A 17,442-nucleotide genomic window follows, 5' to 3' on the forward strand; every position below is an offset into this window, starting at 1 on the left:
GGTGCGTCCGTCAGTAGCGGTGCGTCCGGTGGTGGTGGGACGGCTGACGGGGACGGCGAGACGATGGTGATGCCTGTGACGGGTGACTCGGGACCGTCATCGGGCGGCCTGGCGAGAGGCACCGGCGCCGAGGGCTCCAGCCGAACCGCTCGTTCCGAGGGCCCCGCTCGTTCCGGGGACACGGACACCGGCGGCGCCGGGGGTCCTGGGGGCGAGGGGGGCCACGGGAGCACTGGGGGCGCCGGTAACGGTGACTCCGGTCGAACCGGTGTGTCCCGCGCGGCGGAGTCAGCCAGCGCGAGCCCGTTCTTCCAGCGGTCGGGACGGTCGGCGACGGACGACTCCGACAGCCTGGGAGACCAGGGCGGTTCATGGGCGAGCAACCCGAGCCGGGGCGAGGCGGAGCCGCCGAACGCCAGCGCGGCGGCGACCACCCGCCAGTCACCGCCCGCTCGGGCCTCTGGCGCGAGAGGAGCGGGTGCGGGAACGTCGTCACCAGGCACGTCGTCGCCGGGAAGCTCGTCCGCGGGCACGTCATCCGCGGGCAGGGTGAGTTCGGGGGCGGCCTCGGCCTCGGCAACCCGCAAACTCGAGGCGGGCGCCGTATCGTCGCCCGCGAGGTCCCCCGCGTCGACGCCCGCTGGCGGCATCGACCGGTCCACCGCGGGCCTGCCCAGTGCCCGTACCGAGCCCCCGGCCGAACGGACCAGGGACAACGACACGATGTCCCTGGTCCGCCCGCCATCCACGACGAGGAGCCGTGCCACGAAGCCCGACAGCACCCGCGCCACGCCGCCGCGCGGGGCCGCTCCTGACGGTGTCCGGCCGGCCGCACCGCCGCGTGTGCAGGCCGCGACGCCCGCCGCATCCGCCGCGACGACCGTGCACGGACGACCAGGCACCGGTGCGGGCCCCGCGGCCACCGCTGGCCCCGCACCAGCGAGCACCCCGGCCGCTGGCACCCGCACCGGCACCGCCGGTCCCGGCCGTCCGATGACCGGGACCTCCCCCGACGCGCTGGCCCGCCAGTTCGACACCGCCCCCGGGGACCGACCGGGCAGTGCTGCTCGCGGCGGCGAGGGCACCAGGCCCACCGGAGGCGGTTCCGGTGGCGGCTCCCGCCCACCGGGCGCCGGCCGACGCGCGAAGCTGCGCCTGTCCAAGGTCAACCCGATCACGGTGACCCGGCTGAGCTTCGCCTTCTCGCTGTGTGTCTTCGTCGTCCTGCTCGTCGCCGTCGCGGTGCTCTGGTTCGTCCTGAACTCGATCGGCGTGTTCGACAGCGTCACCGACGCGGCCGACACCCTCACCGACAGCAGCGCGGGTGACGTGCGGGGCTGGCTGTCGTTCGGTCGGGCCATGGAGATCAGCCTGCTCATCGGCGCGATCAACGTGATCCTGATGACCGCCCTGACCACCCTCGGTGCCCTGCTCTACAACCTCTGCGCCGAGATGATCGGCGGCATCGAAGTGACCCTCAGCGACCAGTAGCGCGATCGGGGCGGCGCCGGTACCCACCCCGGCGCCGCCGTCCTGTATGGTTGCAGTCGTTGTCCGGACCTATAGCTCAGTCGGTTAGAGCGCTTCCCTGATAAGGAAGAGGCCGGTGGTTCAAGTCCACCTAGGTCCACACTTTTCGCACCCGCACCGATCACCTGTCTGATCGATCATCGTGAGATCCTCGAACGCACGACGTGCGTTTTTGGTGCGCTCGCAGCATGATTCTCCCCCGGCCCGCCGCGCGATCAGCACGAGAGCGCCGCAGGCGCACCGCTCGCTCTCGACGGGGGCCAGGAACACCGGGCTGCTCCTCTCCCACACCGCCCGCCAGGCCCGTCCGGTCAGGTGGCGCCAGGCCCGCGCTGGGCGGTGCCGAGCCGGCGATCCCAGACGACGGGTAGAGGCCGCCAGGAGCGCGTACGCCAGGGCGCTTCCGCGCGGCCGCGTCCTGGTGCTCCTGGTGTCCATCCGCGCGGCCACGTAGCCGTACGCCCCGCGGGTCCAGCCCGGCCGGCCCTCGCTCCGGTCGCCGCGATGCTGCCGCTTCTGGGCTGTTCCCGGCATCCGCAGGGAATCTGACAGATCGCGAGCCTGTCGCCGGGCGGTCCAGAAGAGTCGGTTCGTGGTCCTCGAGCACGGAAGGTCGCCGGTTCCCACCGGGTTCGCGAGCGAGGAAAGCGGCCCGTCAAGGCGCCGTGGCGAGGCCCGGACATGCCCTGCACCTATCAGACCGGCTCACTTTCGGGACTCAGGTCGACATCGAAGTCGCGGCCGGAGCGCGCCTTTCGAGCCAGGGCGTCCGCTGTCCGAACCAGCACCTTTGAAGACCGGTGCGGACCGGACGCGCTCTCCGAAGGCCACTGCTACCGGATCTTCTCCCACAGGCCCGGTAACATGCTGGACGTGCGGTCGACGCGTCTACAGCCTATGAGTCTCGCGCCGAGCGAGCGCTCGTTCCTGAAATGGGTGGGCGGCAAGACGCGCTACGCCAGTACTCTGGTGGCAATCGCACCCGACTTCTCCGGCGCATATCGGGAACCATTCCTGGGCAGCGCCGCCGTCTATTTCGAGCTCCGACCCACGAGCTCCGCGCTGAGCGACGCAAACGGCGAGCTGGTCGCCTGCTTCCAGCAGGTCAAAGAGAACCCGCTTGACGTTATGGATCTTCTTGACACGATGCCGAACACGCCGGAGTACTTTGATGGCGTCCGGCGGTGGAGTCCTGCCGATCTTTCCGATCTCGAGCGGGCGGCGCGGGTTATCTATCTCAACAAGACCAGCTTTCGCGGCCTGTGGCGGGTGAACAGGAGCGGCGGATTCAACACTCCGTACGGGGCATATGATCGACCCTACTACAACCGGAACACCCTGCTGCGTGCGTCCAGGGCGCTCGCGGACGCCACGATAGTCGAATCCGACTTCGAGGCTGCCATCGATCAGGCGCAGCCGGGCGACTGGGTCTACCTGGATCCACCTTATGTTCCGCTCGGTGGGTGGGCGGATTTCAAGCGCTACACGCCAGGCCAGTTCGGCGAAGATGATCACATGCGGCTCTGTGCGGCCATGCGTCGCGCCGACTCGAGGGGGGTTTTCGTCACCCTCACCAACAGTGACACCGAGTTCGTCCGCGAACTTTTTGGTGCGCACTTCTGCGAGGCGCGGCTCGCGACCCGCCGAGACATAAATCTGGTTTCAAGCAAGCGAAACAGCTGGGATCTTGTGTTCACCAACTACGAGCCCGTTGTTCCTGAGCAGCTGGCCATGGCTCCGTAGGAAACAGGTGCTGTTTCGGTCGCTGCGGTCAGGTGGCCTCCCCCTGGCCGTGGCGGTGCGACATGTCCACGGCTGGCCGATGCCGCTGTTCGGCGATTCTGGCCGCGGTGGAAATCGGGGGGCGGGGTAGCGGGCTGTCGACCAGAATTTCGTAGCGGCGTCTCGGGGCACGATCCGAGAGCGCGGTGTCGGCCGTGGCCGGCGCCCGGTGGAAACGGTCACCGTAGGGGCGGGGCACCGAGGGGTCGACGGGCGTCGAGCGCGGTCGGGCCATCCGCGTGGGAACGTCCGCCGGGGGATGCCCCTGCGGGGGTGCCAGCTCGATCCAGCCCCGCTGGATGAGAAATGCGAGATCGGTCAGGACGGGATAGATTCCGCGGCCCAGCGCGAAGGCGAGGTCGCGACCGGTCCGCCGGCCGTCCATCCATGCGAGCAGGCTGACCTGCGGTGCGGCTGTCGGCATGCGGGCCGCACCGGACGCCGGCCGTGGCCGGGACCGCGCGGTCAGACCGAACTGGGTGCTCCACTGGTCGGCGACGGCCAGCCGCCGGGCGGTCTCACGTACCGCCCACCTGGCGTCGATCCCCGGCCGCGCGGGCAGCAGCGCCGGTACGGCCACGGCGCCGGGCCGCGCCGGCTGGCGGGCCACCGCGGTGGGTGCGGAGCTGGCCAGGGCGAACAGCGCGTCCATCACGGTGATCCGGGCCAGGATCTGTACGCCCGCACGCCCCAGCAGGCCACGTTCGACCAGTAGGGCGGGCACCTGGCCGATCGCTGCCCCCGCGGTGTGCACCGCGCTCCACTGCTGCGCCGTGACCCGTCCGGAGCGCAGGAGCACCGACTCCACCCCCGGCGCCGCGGACGTGCCGGCGTCGATGATCATCCCGTCCTGGAAGGTCACCCGGCCGCTGGCGGCTCCGCGCACGTCCAGGCTGCCGGTGAACGCGTCGTCGGCGCCGCTGACCAGGGCGGTCAGCAACCACTCCGCGCCGCCGATGACGCCCGAACGCTGACCCGATGCCGATGCCGATGCCGATGCCGGACCGGGTTCCGGAGCCGATGCCTGGAGCGGGACGGGTCGGCGGGTCGGCAGGCCGATGACCTCCGTTCGGGGTCGATCGTTCGTCGGGGAAATGTAACCCCGAATGGTGTCCGTCTCATCGTCCATGGTGATATCCCTGGTGTGACAGGCTGATCGGGCAACGGTACGGTCGTTGTGTCCACACGATATGCCGGCGGTCTGTGCCATGTTATCGCCAAAGCTGGCGAAGGAATTACATCCTCCGGTCATCGGGTTGAGGAGAACACGGTTATGGACATTGAGACCGCGCTCAAGGAAGCCATGCAGGTGGACGGCGCGGTCGGTGTTTCACTGGTCGACGCGGAGAGCGGAATGATGCTCGGTTCCGCCGGCGGCGGCCGGGAGTTCGACCTGGAAACGGCGTCGGCCGGGAACACGGAGGTGGTGCGGTCAATGCGTCGCGCTCTGGACGTGCTGGGCGTCCGGGACGGGATCGAGGACATCCTCGTCAGCCTTGACCGGCAGTATCACCTTGTCCGGTTGCTCGAGCGGGCGGACAGTCCGCTGTTCCTCTACCTGGTGCTGGATCGGTCCCGCGCGAATCTCGCGCTCGCCCGGCACAGTCTGCGGCTCATCGCCCGTGCACTCGACCTCTGAGTGACCCGCCCGTCCGTGGCTGTCGCCGACGGACGCCTGGAAGGAGGCCCCGATGATCACCGCAATCACGATCACTGACGCGGTACTGACCGAACTGCACGGCCTGCGCGCGCAGGTCCCCGGTGTGACCGGCACCGTCGTCGCCGCGGCCGACGGTCTGCTGTTCTGCGCGGACGCCGAGGGCACCCGGCCCGAGGTGATCGCCGCGATGGCGGCCGCCGCCCTGGGCCTTGGCAGATCGACCGGCCAGGAGGTCGGGCTCGGTCCGCTGGACGGGGTGGTCATCCGGTGCCAGCAGGGCCATGCGGTCGTCTACGCCGTGGGTGTGGCGCGGCTGCTCGTCGTCCTGGGCGATGAGGGGCTCGATCTGGAGATCCTGCACCTGCGCTCGAGGGGCACCGTGCGCCGGATAGACGCGGCGTTCGCCGCCTGAGCACGGCACGGCTGGCTGTGGACGGGCAGGGTGCTCGTCCACGGTCAACGTCCGAGGGCTGTGGACAACCGATGGCTGTGGATCAGTTGGTGTGCTCGAATACGTCCGTGTCCACGTGCTCGATCTGCGACCATGAGTGGTCGGAGCATCATGGATCGGGTGATCTTTCTCCCTGGGTGACATGCACGTCTCTTTCGGTGCACTGCTACTGTCGGCGCACGGTGGAGGAGGCCCACGCCGAGATGGTGCGCGGCGCCGGGTCGGCACGGGCCAAGCCGATGTGTGCCACCTGCGGTCAGCGTCCCGCGCAGGACACCCAGTGCCCGCCGTGCCGGGATGATCGGCAGCGCCGGGCCGAGCAGGAGTTCGCGGCCTGGTGGGCGCAGCTGCGCCGAGGCCGCGGGCGCGGGCGTGGGGCCGGCACGGAGCCCGGGCCGTCGCACCTGCCCTCCGGTGTTCTGCCAAGCTCATAGGCTCATCTCACTGCACGGCGCAGGATCGATGGCGGCCCGAGACGACCGCCACCCGAGCGTCCGAGCTGGCCCGGCCGCACGGTGCCGACCGCCGGCGCGAACGTCCGGTCGGACGAAGGGAGAAGGTCGCCATGGCCTCGCGTACCCGCCACAACCACGCGGATCAGGATCCGGACCCGCGGGTCCGTGTGCTGGGGGAGCCCGTCGAGAGCTATCCGGTGTTGCCCCCGGAGACGGCGCGTGGCAACCCCCGGCGGATCACCGTTGTCGGCGAGCCGATCCTGCACCGGCCCTGCCAGCCGATCACCGAGTTCGGCACACCGGAACTCGCCGCGCTCATCGACGACATGTTCGCCTCGATGTACGTCGCCGAGGGGGTGGGGCTCGCCGCCAACCAGATCGACGTCGATACCTCCCTGTTCGTCTACGACTGCACTGACGACGACGGCGTCCGCCATGTGGGGCACATCGCCAATCCGGTGCTCGAGGATCCCGACCCGGCCGAGCGGCGCCTCGTCAGGAGCGACGAGGGCTGCCTGTCGGTGCCCGGCGCGTCGCAGGAGGTCGCCCGCCTCGATCGGGCCGTCGTGCGCGGCCAGGACCAGACCGGTGCGCCGCTGCGGCTGGAGGGCACCGGCTACTTCGCCCGCTGCCTGCAGCACGAGACGGACCACCTCAACGGAAGCCTCTACATCGACCGACTCTCCAGCCGTGGGCGGCGCAAGGCCCTCAAGGAGATGGAGGAGGTCCGCGACGAGATCTTTGCCCGTCGGGCCGAGCGGGCGGCGGCCCGCCAGCCGGCCGGCTAGGTTGGAACCGCCGATGCTGGCAGGGGTTCGGTCGATCTGAGGAGTACGCGGTGGACACGGCGTTGCGGGAGCTGGCCGAGGCGGCGACGGGTTTCATGCCCCCCGACGAGGGGGCGGCGTTGCACCGGGCGGCCGCCCAGGTGCCGGCCGGCGGGCTGATCTGCGAGGTCGGCACCTACTGCGGCAAGTCCACGCTCTACCTGGCCGCGGGTGCGCGGGCCGCCGGTGCCACGGTGGTCACCGTCGACCATCATCGTGGGTCGGAGGAGAACCAGCCAGGCTGGGAGTACCACGACAGCTCACTGGTCGACCCCCGCACCGGCCGGATGGACACGCTGCCCCATCTACGCCGAACCCTCGAGAACGCCCAGGTCGAGGACGTGGTCACCGCGGTCGTCGGCCGCTCCGAGCAGGTCGGGCGATGGTGGTCGACGCCGGTCGCCCTGCTGTTCCTCGACGGCGGGCACACCGAGGCGCAGGCCCAGGCCGACTACGAGGCGTGGGTCGGGCATGTCATGCCCGGTGGGGCACTGCTCATCCACGATGTGTTCCCGGACCCGGCCGACGGTGGCCAGGCGCCGTACCACGTCCTGCTGCGCGCCCTGGCCGAGGGCTTCGAGGAGCAGTCGCGGACCGGTTCGCTGCGGACGCTACGCCGCGTCCTGTGACTGGCAGCCGCAGGTGCGCGCGGTCAGGGCGGTCAGTGCGGTCGCCGGCAGGTCATCGCCGCGGAACAGCTGCTCGGTGACCCCGCCGGCCAGCGTGTCCACGGCGAGGATCACCGCCGCGCCCGTCCAGGTGGACTGCTCGACCGGCCAGAACACCTCATCGGCGAACTGCCAGCCGGTCCAGTAGCCGCCGTCGGCGTGGCGCAGGCACTGCATGTCGGTGACCAGCCGCCGCGCCGACTCGGTCTCGCCCACCATGTGCAGGGCGATCGCGAGTTCGCAGGTCTCGGCCCCGGTGACCCACGGCTCGTCGGCGACGCAGCGGGCGCCGAGGCCGGTCACGACGAACGTGTCCCACTGCGACGCCAGCCGGGCCTGGCCGGCGGACCCACGCAGCGCACCCCCGAGGACCGGGTAGTACCAGTCCATCGACCAGCGGTCCTTGGGCAGGAAGTACTCGGGATGGGCGAGCAGCGCGTGGTGCAGGTCGTCGGCGGCCCGCCCCCAGCGTGCCGAGGCCTCGGCGGCCCGCCCCCGACCACTCTCGCCGCTGCGGCCGCCGCCCTTACCGCCGTCGCTGCCGATCTCGTCGATGACGGCGGCCAGGGCCATCCCGCAGCGCAGGCTGTGGAGGGTGCTGGAACAGCCGGTGAGCAGCGCCTCGGGGTAGTGGGCACCGTCTGCGGATCGGGCCCACCAGATCTGCCCGGTGGGGGCCTGCAACGCGGCCACGAAGTCGAGGGCGCGGCGGACCACCGGCCAGATCCCGGTGACGAACTCCTCGTCGCCGAACAGCAGCCACCGATGCAGGGCCGCGGCGGCGACGTAGGCACACTGGTTGCTGTCGACGAAGTCCTCCCGGACCGCGCCCCCGAGGTAGCTCGTCGCCCACGAACCGTCGGCCCGCTGGTTGCGGCACAGCCAGTCCCAGGCCGCGTCGGCGGCGTCGACCTGACCGCACAGGTCGAGCGCCATCGCGCACTCCAGATGGTCCCAGGCGTCGGTGTGCCCACCCGGGTACCAGGGGATCGCACCATCGGCTTCCTGAACGGCGGCGATCGCCTTCGCGGTCGCGGTGAGCGCCTCGGAATCCAGCACCGGAGCAGACTCAACGGACCGCACGAGTGGCCTCCTGGTTTGACTGTTTACGCAGGTAGAGCACGATGCTCTTGCCGAGCACCGGGTTGAGGACCCGCTCGGCGAGCTGCGTGACGCGAGGCCTGCGCATCATGTCCCACACCAGCATCCGATGGTAAAGCCGCGTCGCCGGATGGTCGTCGTCATGGACACCGACAAGACACCGCAGCCACCAGTACGGCGAGTGCAGCGCATGGGCGAAATGCGTGTCGACCGGTTCGAGACCGACCCCCCTCAGTCGTTCCCGCAGCTCGGAGCGCCGGTAGATGCGCACATGCCCGCCGGGCACCGTGTGGTAGGCCGAGGACAGGCTCCAACAGACCTTCTCGGGCAGCCGGTTGGGCACGGTGACCGCGATCCACCCGCCCGGACGCACCACCCGGGCGATCTCGGCCATCGCCGCGGTGTCCGCGGGCAGATGTTCGAGGATCTCCGCGGCGATGACCCGGTCGAACGTGTCGTCCGCGAACGGCAGAGCCAGCGCGTCGCCGCGCACCACGGCGGACCGTCCCGCCGGTGGAGCCTGCCCCTCCAGGGTCATCGCGCCGAGCATCGCCTGGACATCCCGGACATCCGAGAAGGAGTAGTCCAGCGCGATCACCTGCGCGCCGCGACGGAACGCCTCGAAGGTGTGCCGTCCACCGCCGCAGCCCAGGTCGAGCAGTCGGGTGCCCTCGGGCACGGGAAAACGGTCGAAGTCAACGGTGAGCATGGCGGCCGGTCAGTTCGCCGGCGCGGACGGCCCGGTCACCGTCGCCGACGAGGTGGCGCCGGTGGGCACCGTCGGCGAGGTGGGCACTGCCGTTGAAGTGGGCACCGTGGCGGTGATGGGCACTGACCCACTGATGGGCACTGGCCCACTGATGGGCACTGACCCACTGATGGGCACCGCCGAACCTGTGGATGAGACGGTGCCCGTGGCTGGCGTGGGTTGCGGTATCCACGGCCAGGTCGCACCGGGGTAGGGCGAGGTCGGGGTGCCGCCCACGGCGGCGATCCGCTCGGCGTACCAGGCCGCGGTGGCAGCACTCGCCGCGCGCCAGGAGAAACGCTGCTCCACCCGGCGGCGGCCGGCGGCACCCATCCGGGCCCGCAGGTCAGGGTCGTCGAGCAGCCGGCGGATCGCGCCGGCCAACGCCACCGGGTCACCGGGTGGGACGAGCAGCGCCGCCTCACCGTCCGGCCCGGCGACCTCGGGCAGCGCGCCCGCGGTCGTCGCGACCAGCGCGATCCCGCAGGACAGCTCCTCGACAGCCGGCAGGCTGAAGCCCTCGTACAGCGAGGGAACGACCGCGACCTCGGCGGAGCGCAGCAGGTCGACGAGCTCCAGCTCCGGCACGCCGGAACGGAAGGTCACCGCGTCCGCCAGGCCCAGTTCGGCGACCCGGCGCTGGGCCTGGCCACCCTCGCGGACCTTCCCGACGCAGACCAGGTGGGCCAGCGGCCGCTCGCGGCGCAGCGCGGCGAGTGCCTCCAACAGCACCCCGAGCCCCTTGAGCGGCACATCGGCACTGGTCACGACCACGATTCGGCCGGGCACCGGCGACGCCCCGGCGGGCGCCGGGGTGAAGATGTCCGAGTCCACCCCCAGGGGCACCGTGTGCATGCACTCGGTGGGCAGCGCCATGTCCGTGATGATCTCGCGGCGCGAGCTCTCGGACGGGATGACGATCCCGTCCAGTCCGCGGGCCACCCGTGCCTGCATCGGCAGGAACGAGTACCACCGGCGGATACCGGTGCGGGCCTTCCAGCCGGATGTCGCCTCCAGGCTGAGCCGGCGGTCCACCGTGATCGGGTGGTGCACGGTGCTCACCACGGGGATCCGGTGGGGACGCAGCGCCGACCGCAGCGCCAGCAGGCCGTAACCCAGCCCCTGGTTGTCGTGGATGATGTCGAACGGTGGCCGCCCACTGGCAGCGCGTGGCCGCAGCGCCTGGTAGGCGCGCAGGCTGAACGACAGGGGTTCGGAGAACTGACCGGTGCGCATCATCGCGACCTCGACGGCGTCGGGTAGCGAGCGCAGCTCGGCCGCCTTCGGCCAGCGGAACGGGTCCGCCTCGCCGTAGAGATCGAGGCTGGGCAGTTCGGTCAGCTCGACGCCAGGGTCGAGCACCGGGTATGGCGGTCCGCTGACCACCTGCACGTGATGGCCGAGGGCGACCAGTTCGCGGGACAGATGTCGGACGTACACCCCCTGGCCACCGCAGGTGGGCAGGCTCCGGTACGACAACAACGCGATCCGCAAGTGTGCGCCCTCCGTTCGTTTCGGGCCATGGCTGGTCCCTCGACGTTGAGGGGGTGGTGCAGTTCGACACTAGGACATTCGCGGTTGACCTTCACCCGAATCACGTGACGCCCAGTTGCTCCCAGGCTGCGCAAAGACGGAGAGCGTTGGAGTTGACACGGCTTCGTTGTGCTGTGGGCACCGTGCGCGCGGCCGGGACGGTGCCCACGGGGACGGTGCCCCGGGTGGAGCCCCGTCCCCGCACGGGCAAGCGGGCGATCGCCGTGGGCGGTCACCGCGCCAGCTTCACTCCTCGTCGACGAGAACGACCTCGGCCGGCACGTTTCCCCTGGTAGCACGGGAGTACGGGCACATCTCGTGGGCAGCCGCGAGCAGCTCCTGCGCGACGGCGCGGTCGAGTCCGGGGACCTGCGCCTCGATCCGCGTGCTCAGGCCGAGGCCCCCGTCAGCCTGACCGAGTGACACGGTGACCGACACGGCGGAGTCCTTGACGTCGATCTTCCGGCCGCGCGCCACCGCCTTCAGCGCGCTGTGGAAACACGCCGCGTAGCCGGTTGCGAACAGCTGCTCCGGGTTCGTGCCCGGACCGTCGTCCCCACCGAGCCCCTTGGGCATGGACAGCTGCAGGTCAAGCCGGTTGTCGCTGGATGCCACCCGGCCGTCCCGGCCACCCCAGGCGGTCGAGGTGGCCGAGTAGAGCGCGTTCGTCATGCTGCCTCCGTAGGTCGCGCGATAGATTTAAGTAACCACAGCGGTGCCCTAAAAGGAAGTCATCCACACCCCTCCTCGGCTTAGCCTTGCCCACATGGAGGCCACATCGAGCCGGGCCGGCCGGGGAATCCCGGTCCGGACAGGTCGCACGCAGCAGGTATGGCAAACCCGGCAGACACGGCGAGCGTGACGGACATGACGGACATCACGGACAGTCCAAATCCCACTGAAGCGGGCGGAACCGGCGAGGCATCCCGCCCTCGGCGGGGACGACCGCGGGACGCGACCATCGACACCCGGGTGCTGACCGCCGCCGTCGCGGAGCTCGCCGAGAACGGCGTCGCCGGGTTCAGCGTCAACAGCGTCGCCGCCCGCGCCGGAGTCGCGAAGCGCGGCATCTACATGCGCTGGCCCGACCGGGACGACCTCGTTCTGGCCGCCCTCGGCACCCTGGCCGCCGGCCTCGTCCCGCCCCGCACCGGAGCCCTGCGCGGTGACCTCCTGCGACTCGCACCCCTGGTGGACGCGGTCTTCACCGAGCCACGGATGTCGATCCTCGGCCGCTGTATGGCCGAACTGCCCCGATTTCCAGCGATGTACGCGGCGTTTCGCCGTGAGTCGGTCGACCGCTGCGCCGCCGCCATCGAGGACGCCTTCCACGACGCGGTGACCCGCGGTGAGGCCCGTGCCGACCTGGACACCGACCTCGCCTCCGGCGCCTTCCTCGGTTCGCTGCTGGCCCGCCACGCCTTCGGTGCCCCTCAGCCCCTCGACCACGAGACCTTCCACAGCCGCCTGGTCGACTTCTGCCTCGCCGCCGTCCGCCCCGAACACCCCCCTGCCCCCTGACGGTCACCATCCCCGCAGGGTCACCATCCCCGCAGGGTCACCGTCCGCGCAGGGTCACCGTCCGCGCTGAGCCCTCGCCCTGGACGGGCACCGGGCCCGGTCGCTGCTCAAGCCGGACTCGCCACTGTGGATGGCTCACTGCCGCCGAGCGGTCACCGTCCGCCGATGGGCACCGACCTCGCTCGTGCCTGCCCATCCGCGGGTACCGCCGAGCCCAGCGGTGCAGCCAGTCGCTCTCGCCCTCACCTGACGAGCCGCACCGTGGACGAGCACCGTGGCTGACCATGACCACTAGGACGCCCCGTGCCTCGCAGCCACGCCTCACCCCGGCTGTGCACAGCGCACCGGTCCGACCACACCATGCCCATCCACGGGCACTGTGTGCCGCCTGTGGAGGCCCACCGCGGCCGTTGACGTGGCCCTCAACCTCAGCGGTCACCGTCAGCAGCACACTGGCACCACCCACGGCGATGGTCACCGTGGCGGGCCGCACCCTGGTCCAGCACGGGCACCGCATCGACGACCGCACTGACAGTGCCCGGTCACCGTCGCCTTCACGGTGCCCACCTTCCACCGGCCGACCGGTGACATCGCCGCGCGCACAGGGGCACCGCCCCCGCCCTGCAGCCAGAACCCCACCCCTGGACGAGCACCGCGCCCACAGCCGCCATCCCGGTGCCCGCAGCCACCATCCCCGTACACAGGGCCCCGCTCCCGGACGGGCACCATCGCCGAGCACCGACAGGACCGCGTACGGGGACCCCGTCCTCAGGCGGGCACCGTGCCCGCAGCCGCCATCACCCGTGCACAGGGCTCGACTCCCGGACGGGCACCGTGGCCGAGCACCGATGGGACCGCGCACAGTGCGCTCGCTGTCCGTCCGGGGAGAGCGTCGCGAGCGTCCGACTGGTCGCCCTGCGGACGGCACGGCGATGACCACCAGGCGGGGTGCGTCGTCCTGTCGACCGCATTGCCCGATCGCCGTGGACGGACACCGCGTCCGGGCGTCTCGACCGGGATGGTCACCGTCGACGTTGTGGATGAGCACCGTGGTGACGTCAGGGGCAGATGTCGGTGACCGCCAGGGGATGGGGTGCGAAACGGCGGGCGGTCCAACTGGTCAGATCGGTCATGGAGGCACCGAGGACGGTGCCGTGGTTCGCCTGTGGATAGCGCCGGTAGTCCACGGTGGTGCCCGTGGCGCACAGGCGGCGCACGACGCGGTCGGTGTCCTGGCGGCGGATCACCGTGTCGCGGTCACCTTGCAGGATCAGCGTCGGTGCCATGCGGCGGGTGACCTCGTCCCGTTGCCGGGCGAAGGCGGTCGCGAACGGGGCCAGACGCAACGGGTTCTGCCGGAACGCGGCCCCCACGGGGACCCCGTTGCTCGCGGCCAGCAGGTCCGGCGCGCAGCGGGTCCGGGCGATGGCGAGCAGGCGACGACCCTTGGGGGTCAGGTAGCTGTTGAGGTTGATCCGGTGGTCAGCGTCGGCGGCGCCGATCATCGCGAGCAGCAGGTAGGCGACACCATCCGAATGGTGCTCCAGGGCGGTCAGCGATGCGGGCAGATCGGCCAGCGGGGCGGTCGCGATCACCCCACGAACTTGCAGGTCAGGTGCATAAGTGGTGGCCTGTGCCCCGGCGGAGAGCACTGCTTGCCCACCCTGTGAATAACCCCAGAGGACGACGTCGCGCCCAGCCCCGCTGGCCCTGATGGCACGCGCGGCCCGGACGATGTCCAACGCCGCCCGGCCCTCCGGGCCGGCCACGTAGATGGCGTGCTCCCCGGGAGTGCCCAGGCCCGCGTAGTCCGTGAGGGTGACCACATAGCCCGCGCGGACGAGGGAGAACGTCCACGCGGCGGCGGCCAGCGGCGGCTCGGCGACGGACGGCGCGCAGGAGTCGGCGACCCCGGTCGTCCCGTGCGCGAACGACACCACCCGACGCCCACCGGTGGGCACCGCCGTGGCTGTGGACAGCGCCGTGGTCACCGTCGCCGTGGTCACCGTGCTTGCCGCGGTCACCGTCGAACCTGTGGGCACCGTCTTCGCGGTGGGCACCGTGGGCACCGTGGGTGCTGTGGATATCGCCGGGGCGGTCGGGGCGAGGACCAGACCGGACACCAGCGCTGTCGAGGAGGAGAAGGTCCGCGACCGGTAGACGATCCGCCAGGCCCGGATTCCGGGTGGTGCGCCGCGCACCTCGGTCTGCTCGACCAGGTCTCCTGGCCGCCCGGGTCCGCTGGGCGAGGGGGGACCGTCCGGGCTCGCACCGGCGGGCCGTCCACAGGCGGTCAACGGAACCAGGCCGAGGAGCAGAACGATCAGTGGCAGCCGCATCCCGCGGTGGGGGGAACCACCACTTACGGGCAGTCGCGGAAAACGCACACAATAAGCGTATGGTTCACGATCAGTGAGCTGATATCGGGGTTTGGCGTCACCCCTGATCCAGGTAACCCGGATCGCGAACTGCACCGTTTGTGCTGGTCTGAGTGATCTCGCTGGCCGCTGGTCGGTGTGTCTGGTTGGTGTCCGATCGGGGCCGGAACGAGTCAGCCGTGGGCGGTGTGACCGCCGGTACTCGCCAGCATCTCGCCAGCGTCTCGGCGGGCGGATCTTCGCTGCCACCGAAGGTGCGGGCGGTGCTCCTGGGCGGAGCCGAAGCTGTGGACCTTCTGTGGATCTCGGTCAGATGCCCATGGGCGATGGCCGGTCACGGGCAACGGGTGGATACCCTTACGGTGTCCGCAGGCGGGTGCGGTGCGGCGGCCGGTGGTTGCCGCGGTCGGAACAGTTCGTTCATCCCGTCGTCCCGAAACCGGCGGAGGCCCGCTCTCGTGACCACACTGGCGTCGAACACGCTCGCTCTCGGACCAGATGCGCTCAGTGCCGACAGCCTGGTCAAGGCAGGTCTGGTCATTGTCCTACTGATCGTCTTCGCCGAGTCGGGCCTGTTGATCGGCTTCTTCCTGCCCGGTGACTCGCTGCTGTTCACCGTTGGCATGCTGATTTCCCGGGACGAGGTCTCCACGCCGCTGCCGGTGGCGGTGATCCTCATCGGCCTGGCCGCCGTGGCGGGTGACCAGGTGGGCTATCTCATCGGGCGCAGGATAGGACCGTCGTTGTTCAGCCGGCCGAACTCGCGGTTGTTCAAGCGCGAGCATCTGGAGCAGGCGAACGAGTTCTTCGCGAAGAACGGTCCCAAGTCGATCGTGCTGGCGCGGTTTGTTCCGATTGTGCGGACCTTCACCCCGGTCATCGCCGGGGTCGGTGGGATGAACTACCGGGTGTTCGCGATCTACAACGTCATTGGTGGCCTGCTCTGGGGCTGCGGGATCACCCTGCTCGGCTACTTCCTGGGCTCGGTCGACTTCATTCACGACAACATCGAGGCGATGCTCATCCTCGTGGTCGCCTTCTCGGTGCTGCCGATGGGCATCGAGATGCTGCGCGCGCGCCGTCGCCGCGCCAAGGCCGGCCCGCCCGCCACCGGCACGGGCCCGGCCGCCCCGGCGGGCGATGACTGGCGGGACGACGCCGACGCGCCGGGTACCGCGAACGGTGCTGGTGCGAACGGTGCTGGTGCGCAGATGGTGGAACCGCTCGAGCCGCTCGAGCCGGAGCTGCATGGGCAGCCGTTCGACTCGTCCGCCACGATGCGGATGCGGCGTGGCGGTGGCAGCGCAAGCGGTGGGAGCAGCGGCGGCGGTCGGCACTCCGCCGGGTACCGCAACTAGCACGCTGTCCCTGACGGCGGACTGAAAAAGCCTCCGCGACGAGCCGGGGCTCGCGGGAGGCAGCGGACTTCGGGTCCCGGCGGGCTCCACACCGATACGGGGGGAGTCGGCGGGACGCCCGCCGGGACTCGTCAACCGTATCGGCTTGGCGCGGGACTGTCGCCCGACCGGGGCGGGTGCCGCAGATATTCGAACGCAGAGACGCAGGTAGCGCACAGGATTTTCGATAATGTGACGATCGTCTCACCCCGTCGGAGGTGGGTCGACGGTGGGCCTACCCGGTGTCGGGCCTACAGGGCGTCGGTCCCACGCTCGGCGGTGCGTACCCGGGTCAGCGAGTCGACCGGCAGCACCCACATCTTGCCCGCCCCGCTCGACGGCGTCGCCGCCACGCGTTGAATGATGCTGAGCACGTCCTCGACATCGGTATCCGCGACCACACATTCGAGGCGTACCGACAGCACGGACTCGTCGTGGAAGCGCCGGCCGCGGTAGGTCTCGGTGCGCCACAGCTCCGTACCAAAACCAGTGACCTGGCTGATTGTCATACCCTGGATACCGAAGGTGCCGAGTGCGGCGCGGACGTCGTCGACCCGGTGCGGGCGCAGAACTGCGGTGACCAGCTTCACGGTTGCCTCTCGTCCGTTGGTCACACCGCTGGTGTCGACCGCCTCATCCACAGCGTAGAACCGGCAGATAACGAGCCTGTCTCCGGATTGTCATCGAAGCGCGCACCGTGAAGCGCGCAGCGAAAGGAAAGACCATGGCCCTGCTCGACCGCGGCACCGCCCCGGACCCGTACGACGTGCTGCCCGTGCGCCCGACGTTCACCGTCACCAGCTCCGACCTCGTCGACGGTGCCGCCATGCCGACCGCGCAGGTGCATGACAGCGCCGGTGGGCAGAACATCTCCCCGCAGCTGACCTGGTCCGGCGCCCCGGAGCAGACCGAGAGCTTCGTGGTGACCTGCTACGACCCGGACGCGCCGACCGGCAGCGGCTTCTGGCACTGGGTCCTCGTCGACCTGCCGGCCGGCACCGGCGAACTGCCGACCGGCGCGGGCAGCGGTGACCTCTCCGGGCTGCCGGCCGGCGCCTACCACGTCCGTAGCGACCTGGGGACGAAGCACTACGAGGGTGCCGCGCCGCCGCAGGGCGATGTGCCGCACCGCTACGTGTTCACCGTGCATGCCGTCGACGTCCCCAAGCTGGAGATCAACGACGAGGTGACGCCGGCCGTCGTCGGGTTCAATCTGGCCTTCCACACGCTGGCCCGCGCGGTGCTGCGGGTGACCTTCCAGCACTGACGGCCCGCTGCCCGGCACCTGAGTGGTTGCCGGGCCAGGGTCGTTTCGATCGCGTTTCCGGGACGTTCCCGCTGGATGCGGCCCCCGGCCGCGGCTGGACCGGCCGATCGGTGCCCGACGGTGC

General features: G+C 70.6%; 17 protein-coding genes and 1 tRNA gene. 11 read left to right on the forward strand and 7 right to left on the reverse strand.

Annotated features, from left to right (window positions below; genetic code table 11):
• Positions 1–549 precede the first annotated feature (549 nt).
• From MXD59_RS04495 to MXD59_RS04505, 3 genes are all read left to right on the forward strand, one after another.
• Positions 550–1,491 carry a DUF3566 domain-containing protein gene (locus MXD59_RS04495; protein WP_248823546.1) on the forward strand — a complete coding sequence of 314 codons (942 nt, stop codon included), beginning with the start codon at positions 550–552 and terminating at the stop codon, positions 1,489–1,491.
• A gap of 65 nt (positions 1,492–1,556) precedes the next feature.
• Positions 1,557–1,630: transfer RNA gene (locus MXD59_RS04500), tRNA-Ile, on the forward strand.
• 797 nt (positions 1,631–2,427) lie between these two features.
• Positions 2,428–3,273 (forward strand): DNA adenine methylase, encoded by an 846-nt coding sequence (locus MXD59_RS04505; RefSeq protein WP_248823547.1) that lies wholly within the window; start codon positions 2,428–2,430, stop codon positions 3,271–3,273.
• A gap of 28 nt (positions 3,274–3,301) precedes the next feature.
• On the opposite strand, the gene MXD59_RS04510 is transcribed toward MXD59_RS04505, so the two are convergent.
• Entirely contained in the window at positions 3,302–4,441 is a 1,140-nt protein-coding gene (locus tag MXD59_RS04510; protein WP_248823548.1) for a hypothetical protein, read from the reverse strand.
• A 144-nt stretch (positions 4,442–4,585) separates the two neighbouring features.
• Between MXD59_RS04510 and MXD59_RS04515 the strand changes: the two genes are divergently transcribed.
• The 5 genes from MXD59_RS04515 (at position 4,586) to MXD59_RS04535 (ending at position 7,334) form a co-directional block, all read left to right on the forward strand.
• Complete coding sequence (locus MXD59_RS04515) at positions 4,586–4,951, forward strand: roadblock/LC7 domain-containing protein (protein WP_248823549.1); 366 nt, start codon at positions 4,586–4,588, stop codon at positions 4,949–4,951.
• Positions 4,952–5,003: 52 nt separating this feature from the next.
• Positions 5,004–5,384 (forward strand): roadblock/LC7 domain-containing protein, encoded by a 381-nt coding sequence (locus MXD59_RS04520; protein WP_248823550.1) that lies wholly within the window; start codon positions 5,004–5,006, stop codon positions 5,382–5,384.
• A gap of 176 nt (positions 5,385–5,560) precedes the next feature.
• Positions 5,561–5,857 carry a hypothetical protein gene (locus MXD59_RS04525; RefSeq protein ID WP_248823551.1) on the forward strand — a complete coding sequence of 99 codons (297 nt, stop codon included), beginning with the start codon at positions 5,561–5,563 and terminating at the stop codon, positions 5,855–5,857.
• A gap of 131 nt (positions 5,858–5,988) precedes the next feature.
• Positions 5,989–6,666, forward strand: coding sequence for a peptide deformylase (def, locus tag MXD59_RS04530; RefSeq protein WP_248823552.1), 678 nt, complete (start codon positions 5,989–5,991; stop codon positions 6,664–6,666).
• Positions 6,667–6,716: 50 nt separating this feature from the next.
• Positions 6,717–7,334: a class I SAM-dependent methyltransferase gene (locus MXD59_RS04535; RefSeq protein ID WP_248823553.1), complete on the forward strand. Its 618-nt coding sequence runs from the start codon at positions 6,717–6,719 to the stop codon at positions 7,332–7,334.
• Here the strand turns inward: MXD59_RS04535 and MXD59_RS04540 are convergent.
• The 4 genes from MXD59_RS04540 to MXD59_RS04555 all read right to left on the reverse strand — a co-directional run bounded on the left by MXD59_RS04540 (position 7,317) and on the right by MXD59_RS04555 (position 11,427).
• Complete coding sequence (locus MXD59_RS04540; RefSeq protein WP_248811041.1) at positions 7,317–8,456, reverse strand: prenyltransferase/squalene oxidase repeat-containing protein; 1,140 nt, start codon at positions 8,454–8,456, stop codon at positions 7,317–7,319. The genes MXD59_RS04535 and MXD59_RS04540 overlap by 18 nt on opposite strands.
• Positions 8,443–9,183, reverse strand: coding sequence for a class I SAM-dependent methyltransferase (locus MXD59_RS04545; protein WP_248823554.1), 741 nt, complete (start codon positions 9,181–9,183; stop codon positions 8,443–8,445). The genes MXD59_RS04540 and MXD59_RS04545 overlap by 14 nt, the downstream gene beginning before the upstream one ends.
• Positions 9,184–9,192: 9 nt before the next feature.
• On the reverse strand, positions 9,193–10,662 hold the full coding sequence (locus MXD59_RS04550) for a glycosyltransferase family 4 protein (protein WP_504858338.1): 1,470 nt from the start codon (positions 10,660–10,662) through the stop codon (positions 9,193–9,195).
• A 339-nt stretch (positions 10,663–11,001) separates the two neighbouring features.
• Positions 11,002–11,427, reverse strand: a complete 426-nt coding sequence (locus MXD59_RS04555) for an organic hydroperoxide resistance protein (protein WP_248811047.1) — start codon at positions 11,425–11,427, stop codon at positions 11,002–11,004.
• A 195-nt stretch (positions 11,428–11,622) separates the two neighbouring features.
• Here MXD59_RS04555 and MXD59_RS04560 point away from each other — a divergent pair, with 195 nt between their 5' ends.
• Positions 11,623–12,276, forward strand: coding sequence for a TetR/AcrR family transcriptional regulator (locus MXD59_RS04560; RefSeq protein ID WP_248823556.1), 654 nt, complete (start codon positions 11,623–11,625; stop codon positions 12,274–12,276).
• A gap of 1,058 nt (positions 12,277–13,334) precedes the next feature.
• Here the strand turns inward: MXD59_RS04560 and MXD59_RS04565 are convergent.
• A complete protein-coding gene (locus MXD59_RS04565) occupies positions 13,335–14,663 on the reverse strand; it encodes a lipase family protein (RefSeq protein ID WP_248823557.1) in 1,329 nt (442 codons plus the stop codon).
• 449 nt (positions 14,664–15,112) lie between these two features.
• On the opposite strand from MXD59_RS04565, the gene MXD59_RS04570 reads away from it, so the two are divergent.
• Positions 15,113–16,012: a VTT domain-containing protein gene (locus tag MXD59_RS04570; protein WP_248823558.1), complete on the forward strand. Its 900-nt coding sequence runs from the start codon at positions 15,113–15,115 to the stop codon at positions 16,010–16,012.
• Between the two features lie 290 nt (positions 16,013–16,302).
• Here the strand turns inward: MXD59_RS04570 and MXD59_RS04575 are convergent, their stop codons facing one another.
• Positions 16,303–16,641, reverse strand: coding sequence for a P-II family nitrogen regulator (locus MXD59_RS04575; RefSeq protein ID WP_248823559.1), 339 nt, complete (start codon positions 16,639–16,641; stop codon positions 16,303–16,305).
• A 134-nt stretch (positions 16,642–16,775) separates the two neighbouring features.
• Here MXD59_RS04575 and MXD59_RS04580 point away from each other — a divergent pair, with 134 nt between their 5' ends.
• Positions 16,776–17,318: a YbhB/YbcL family Raf kinase inhibitor-like protein gene (locus MXD59_RS04580; RefSeq protein WP_248823659.1), complete on the forward strand. Its 543-nt coding sequence runs from the start codon at positions 16,776–16,778 to the stop codon at positions 17,316–17,318.
• The last annotated feature ends 124 nt before the right edge of the window (positions 17,319–17,442 follow it).

Origin of the sequence: Frankia umida, from assembly GCF_023242945.1 — a bacterium.
GTDB lineage: Bacteria > Actinomycetota > Actinomycetes > Frankiales > Frankiaceae > Frankia > Frankia umida.

What these genes read in the sequence shown, in the direction of transcription:
- MXD59_RS04545 (WP_248823554.1), bottom strand. Translation starts at nt 9,183, where the DNA reads ATGCTCACCGTTGACTTCGACCGTTTTCCCGTGCCCGAGGGCACCCGA.
- MXD59_RS04505 (WP_248823547.1), top strand. Translation starts at nt 2,428, where the DNA reads ATGAGTCTCGCGCCGAGCGAGCGCTCGTTCCTGAAATGGGTGGGCGGC.
- MXD59_RS04560 (WP_248823556.1), top strand. Translation starts at nt 11,623, where the DNA reads ATGACGGACATCACGGACAGTCCAAATCCCACTGAAGCGGGCGGAACC.
- MXD59_RS04520 (WP_248823550.1), top strand. Translation starts at nt 5,004, where the DNA reads ATGATCACCGCAATCACGATCACTGACGCGGTACTGACCGAACTGCAC.
- MXD59_RS04515 (WP_248823549.1), top strand. Translation starts at nt 4,586, where the DNA reads ATGGACATTGAGACCGCGCTCAAGGAAGCCATGCAGGTGGACGGCGCG.
- def (WP_248823552.1), top strand. Translation starts at nt 5,989, where the DNA reads ATGGCCTCGCGTACCCGCCACAACCACGCGGATCAGGATCCGGACCCG.
- MXD59_RS04555 (WP_248811047.1), bottom strand. Translation starts at nt 11,427, where the DNA reads ATGACGAACGCGCTCTACTCGGCCACCTCGACCGCCTGGGGTGGCCGG.
- MXD59_RS04510 (WP_248823548.1), bottom strand. Translation starts at nt 4,441, where the DNA reads ATGGACGATGAGACGGACACCATTCGGGGTTACATTTCCCCGACGAAC.
- MXD59_RS04580 (WP_248823659.1), top strand. Translation starts at nt 16,776, where the DNA reads ATGGCCCTGCTCGACCGCGGCACCGCCCCGGACCCGTACGACGTGCTG.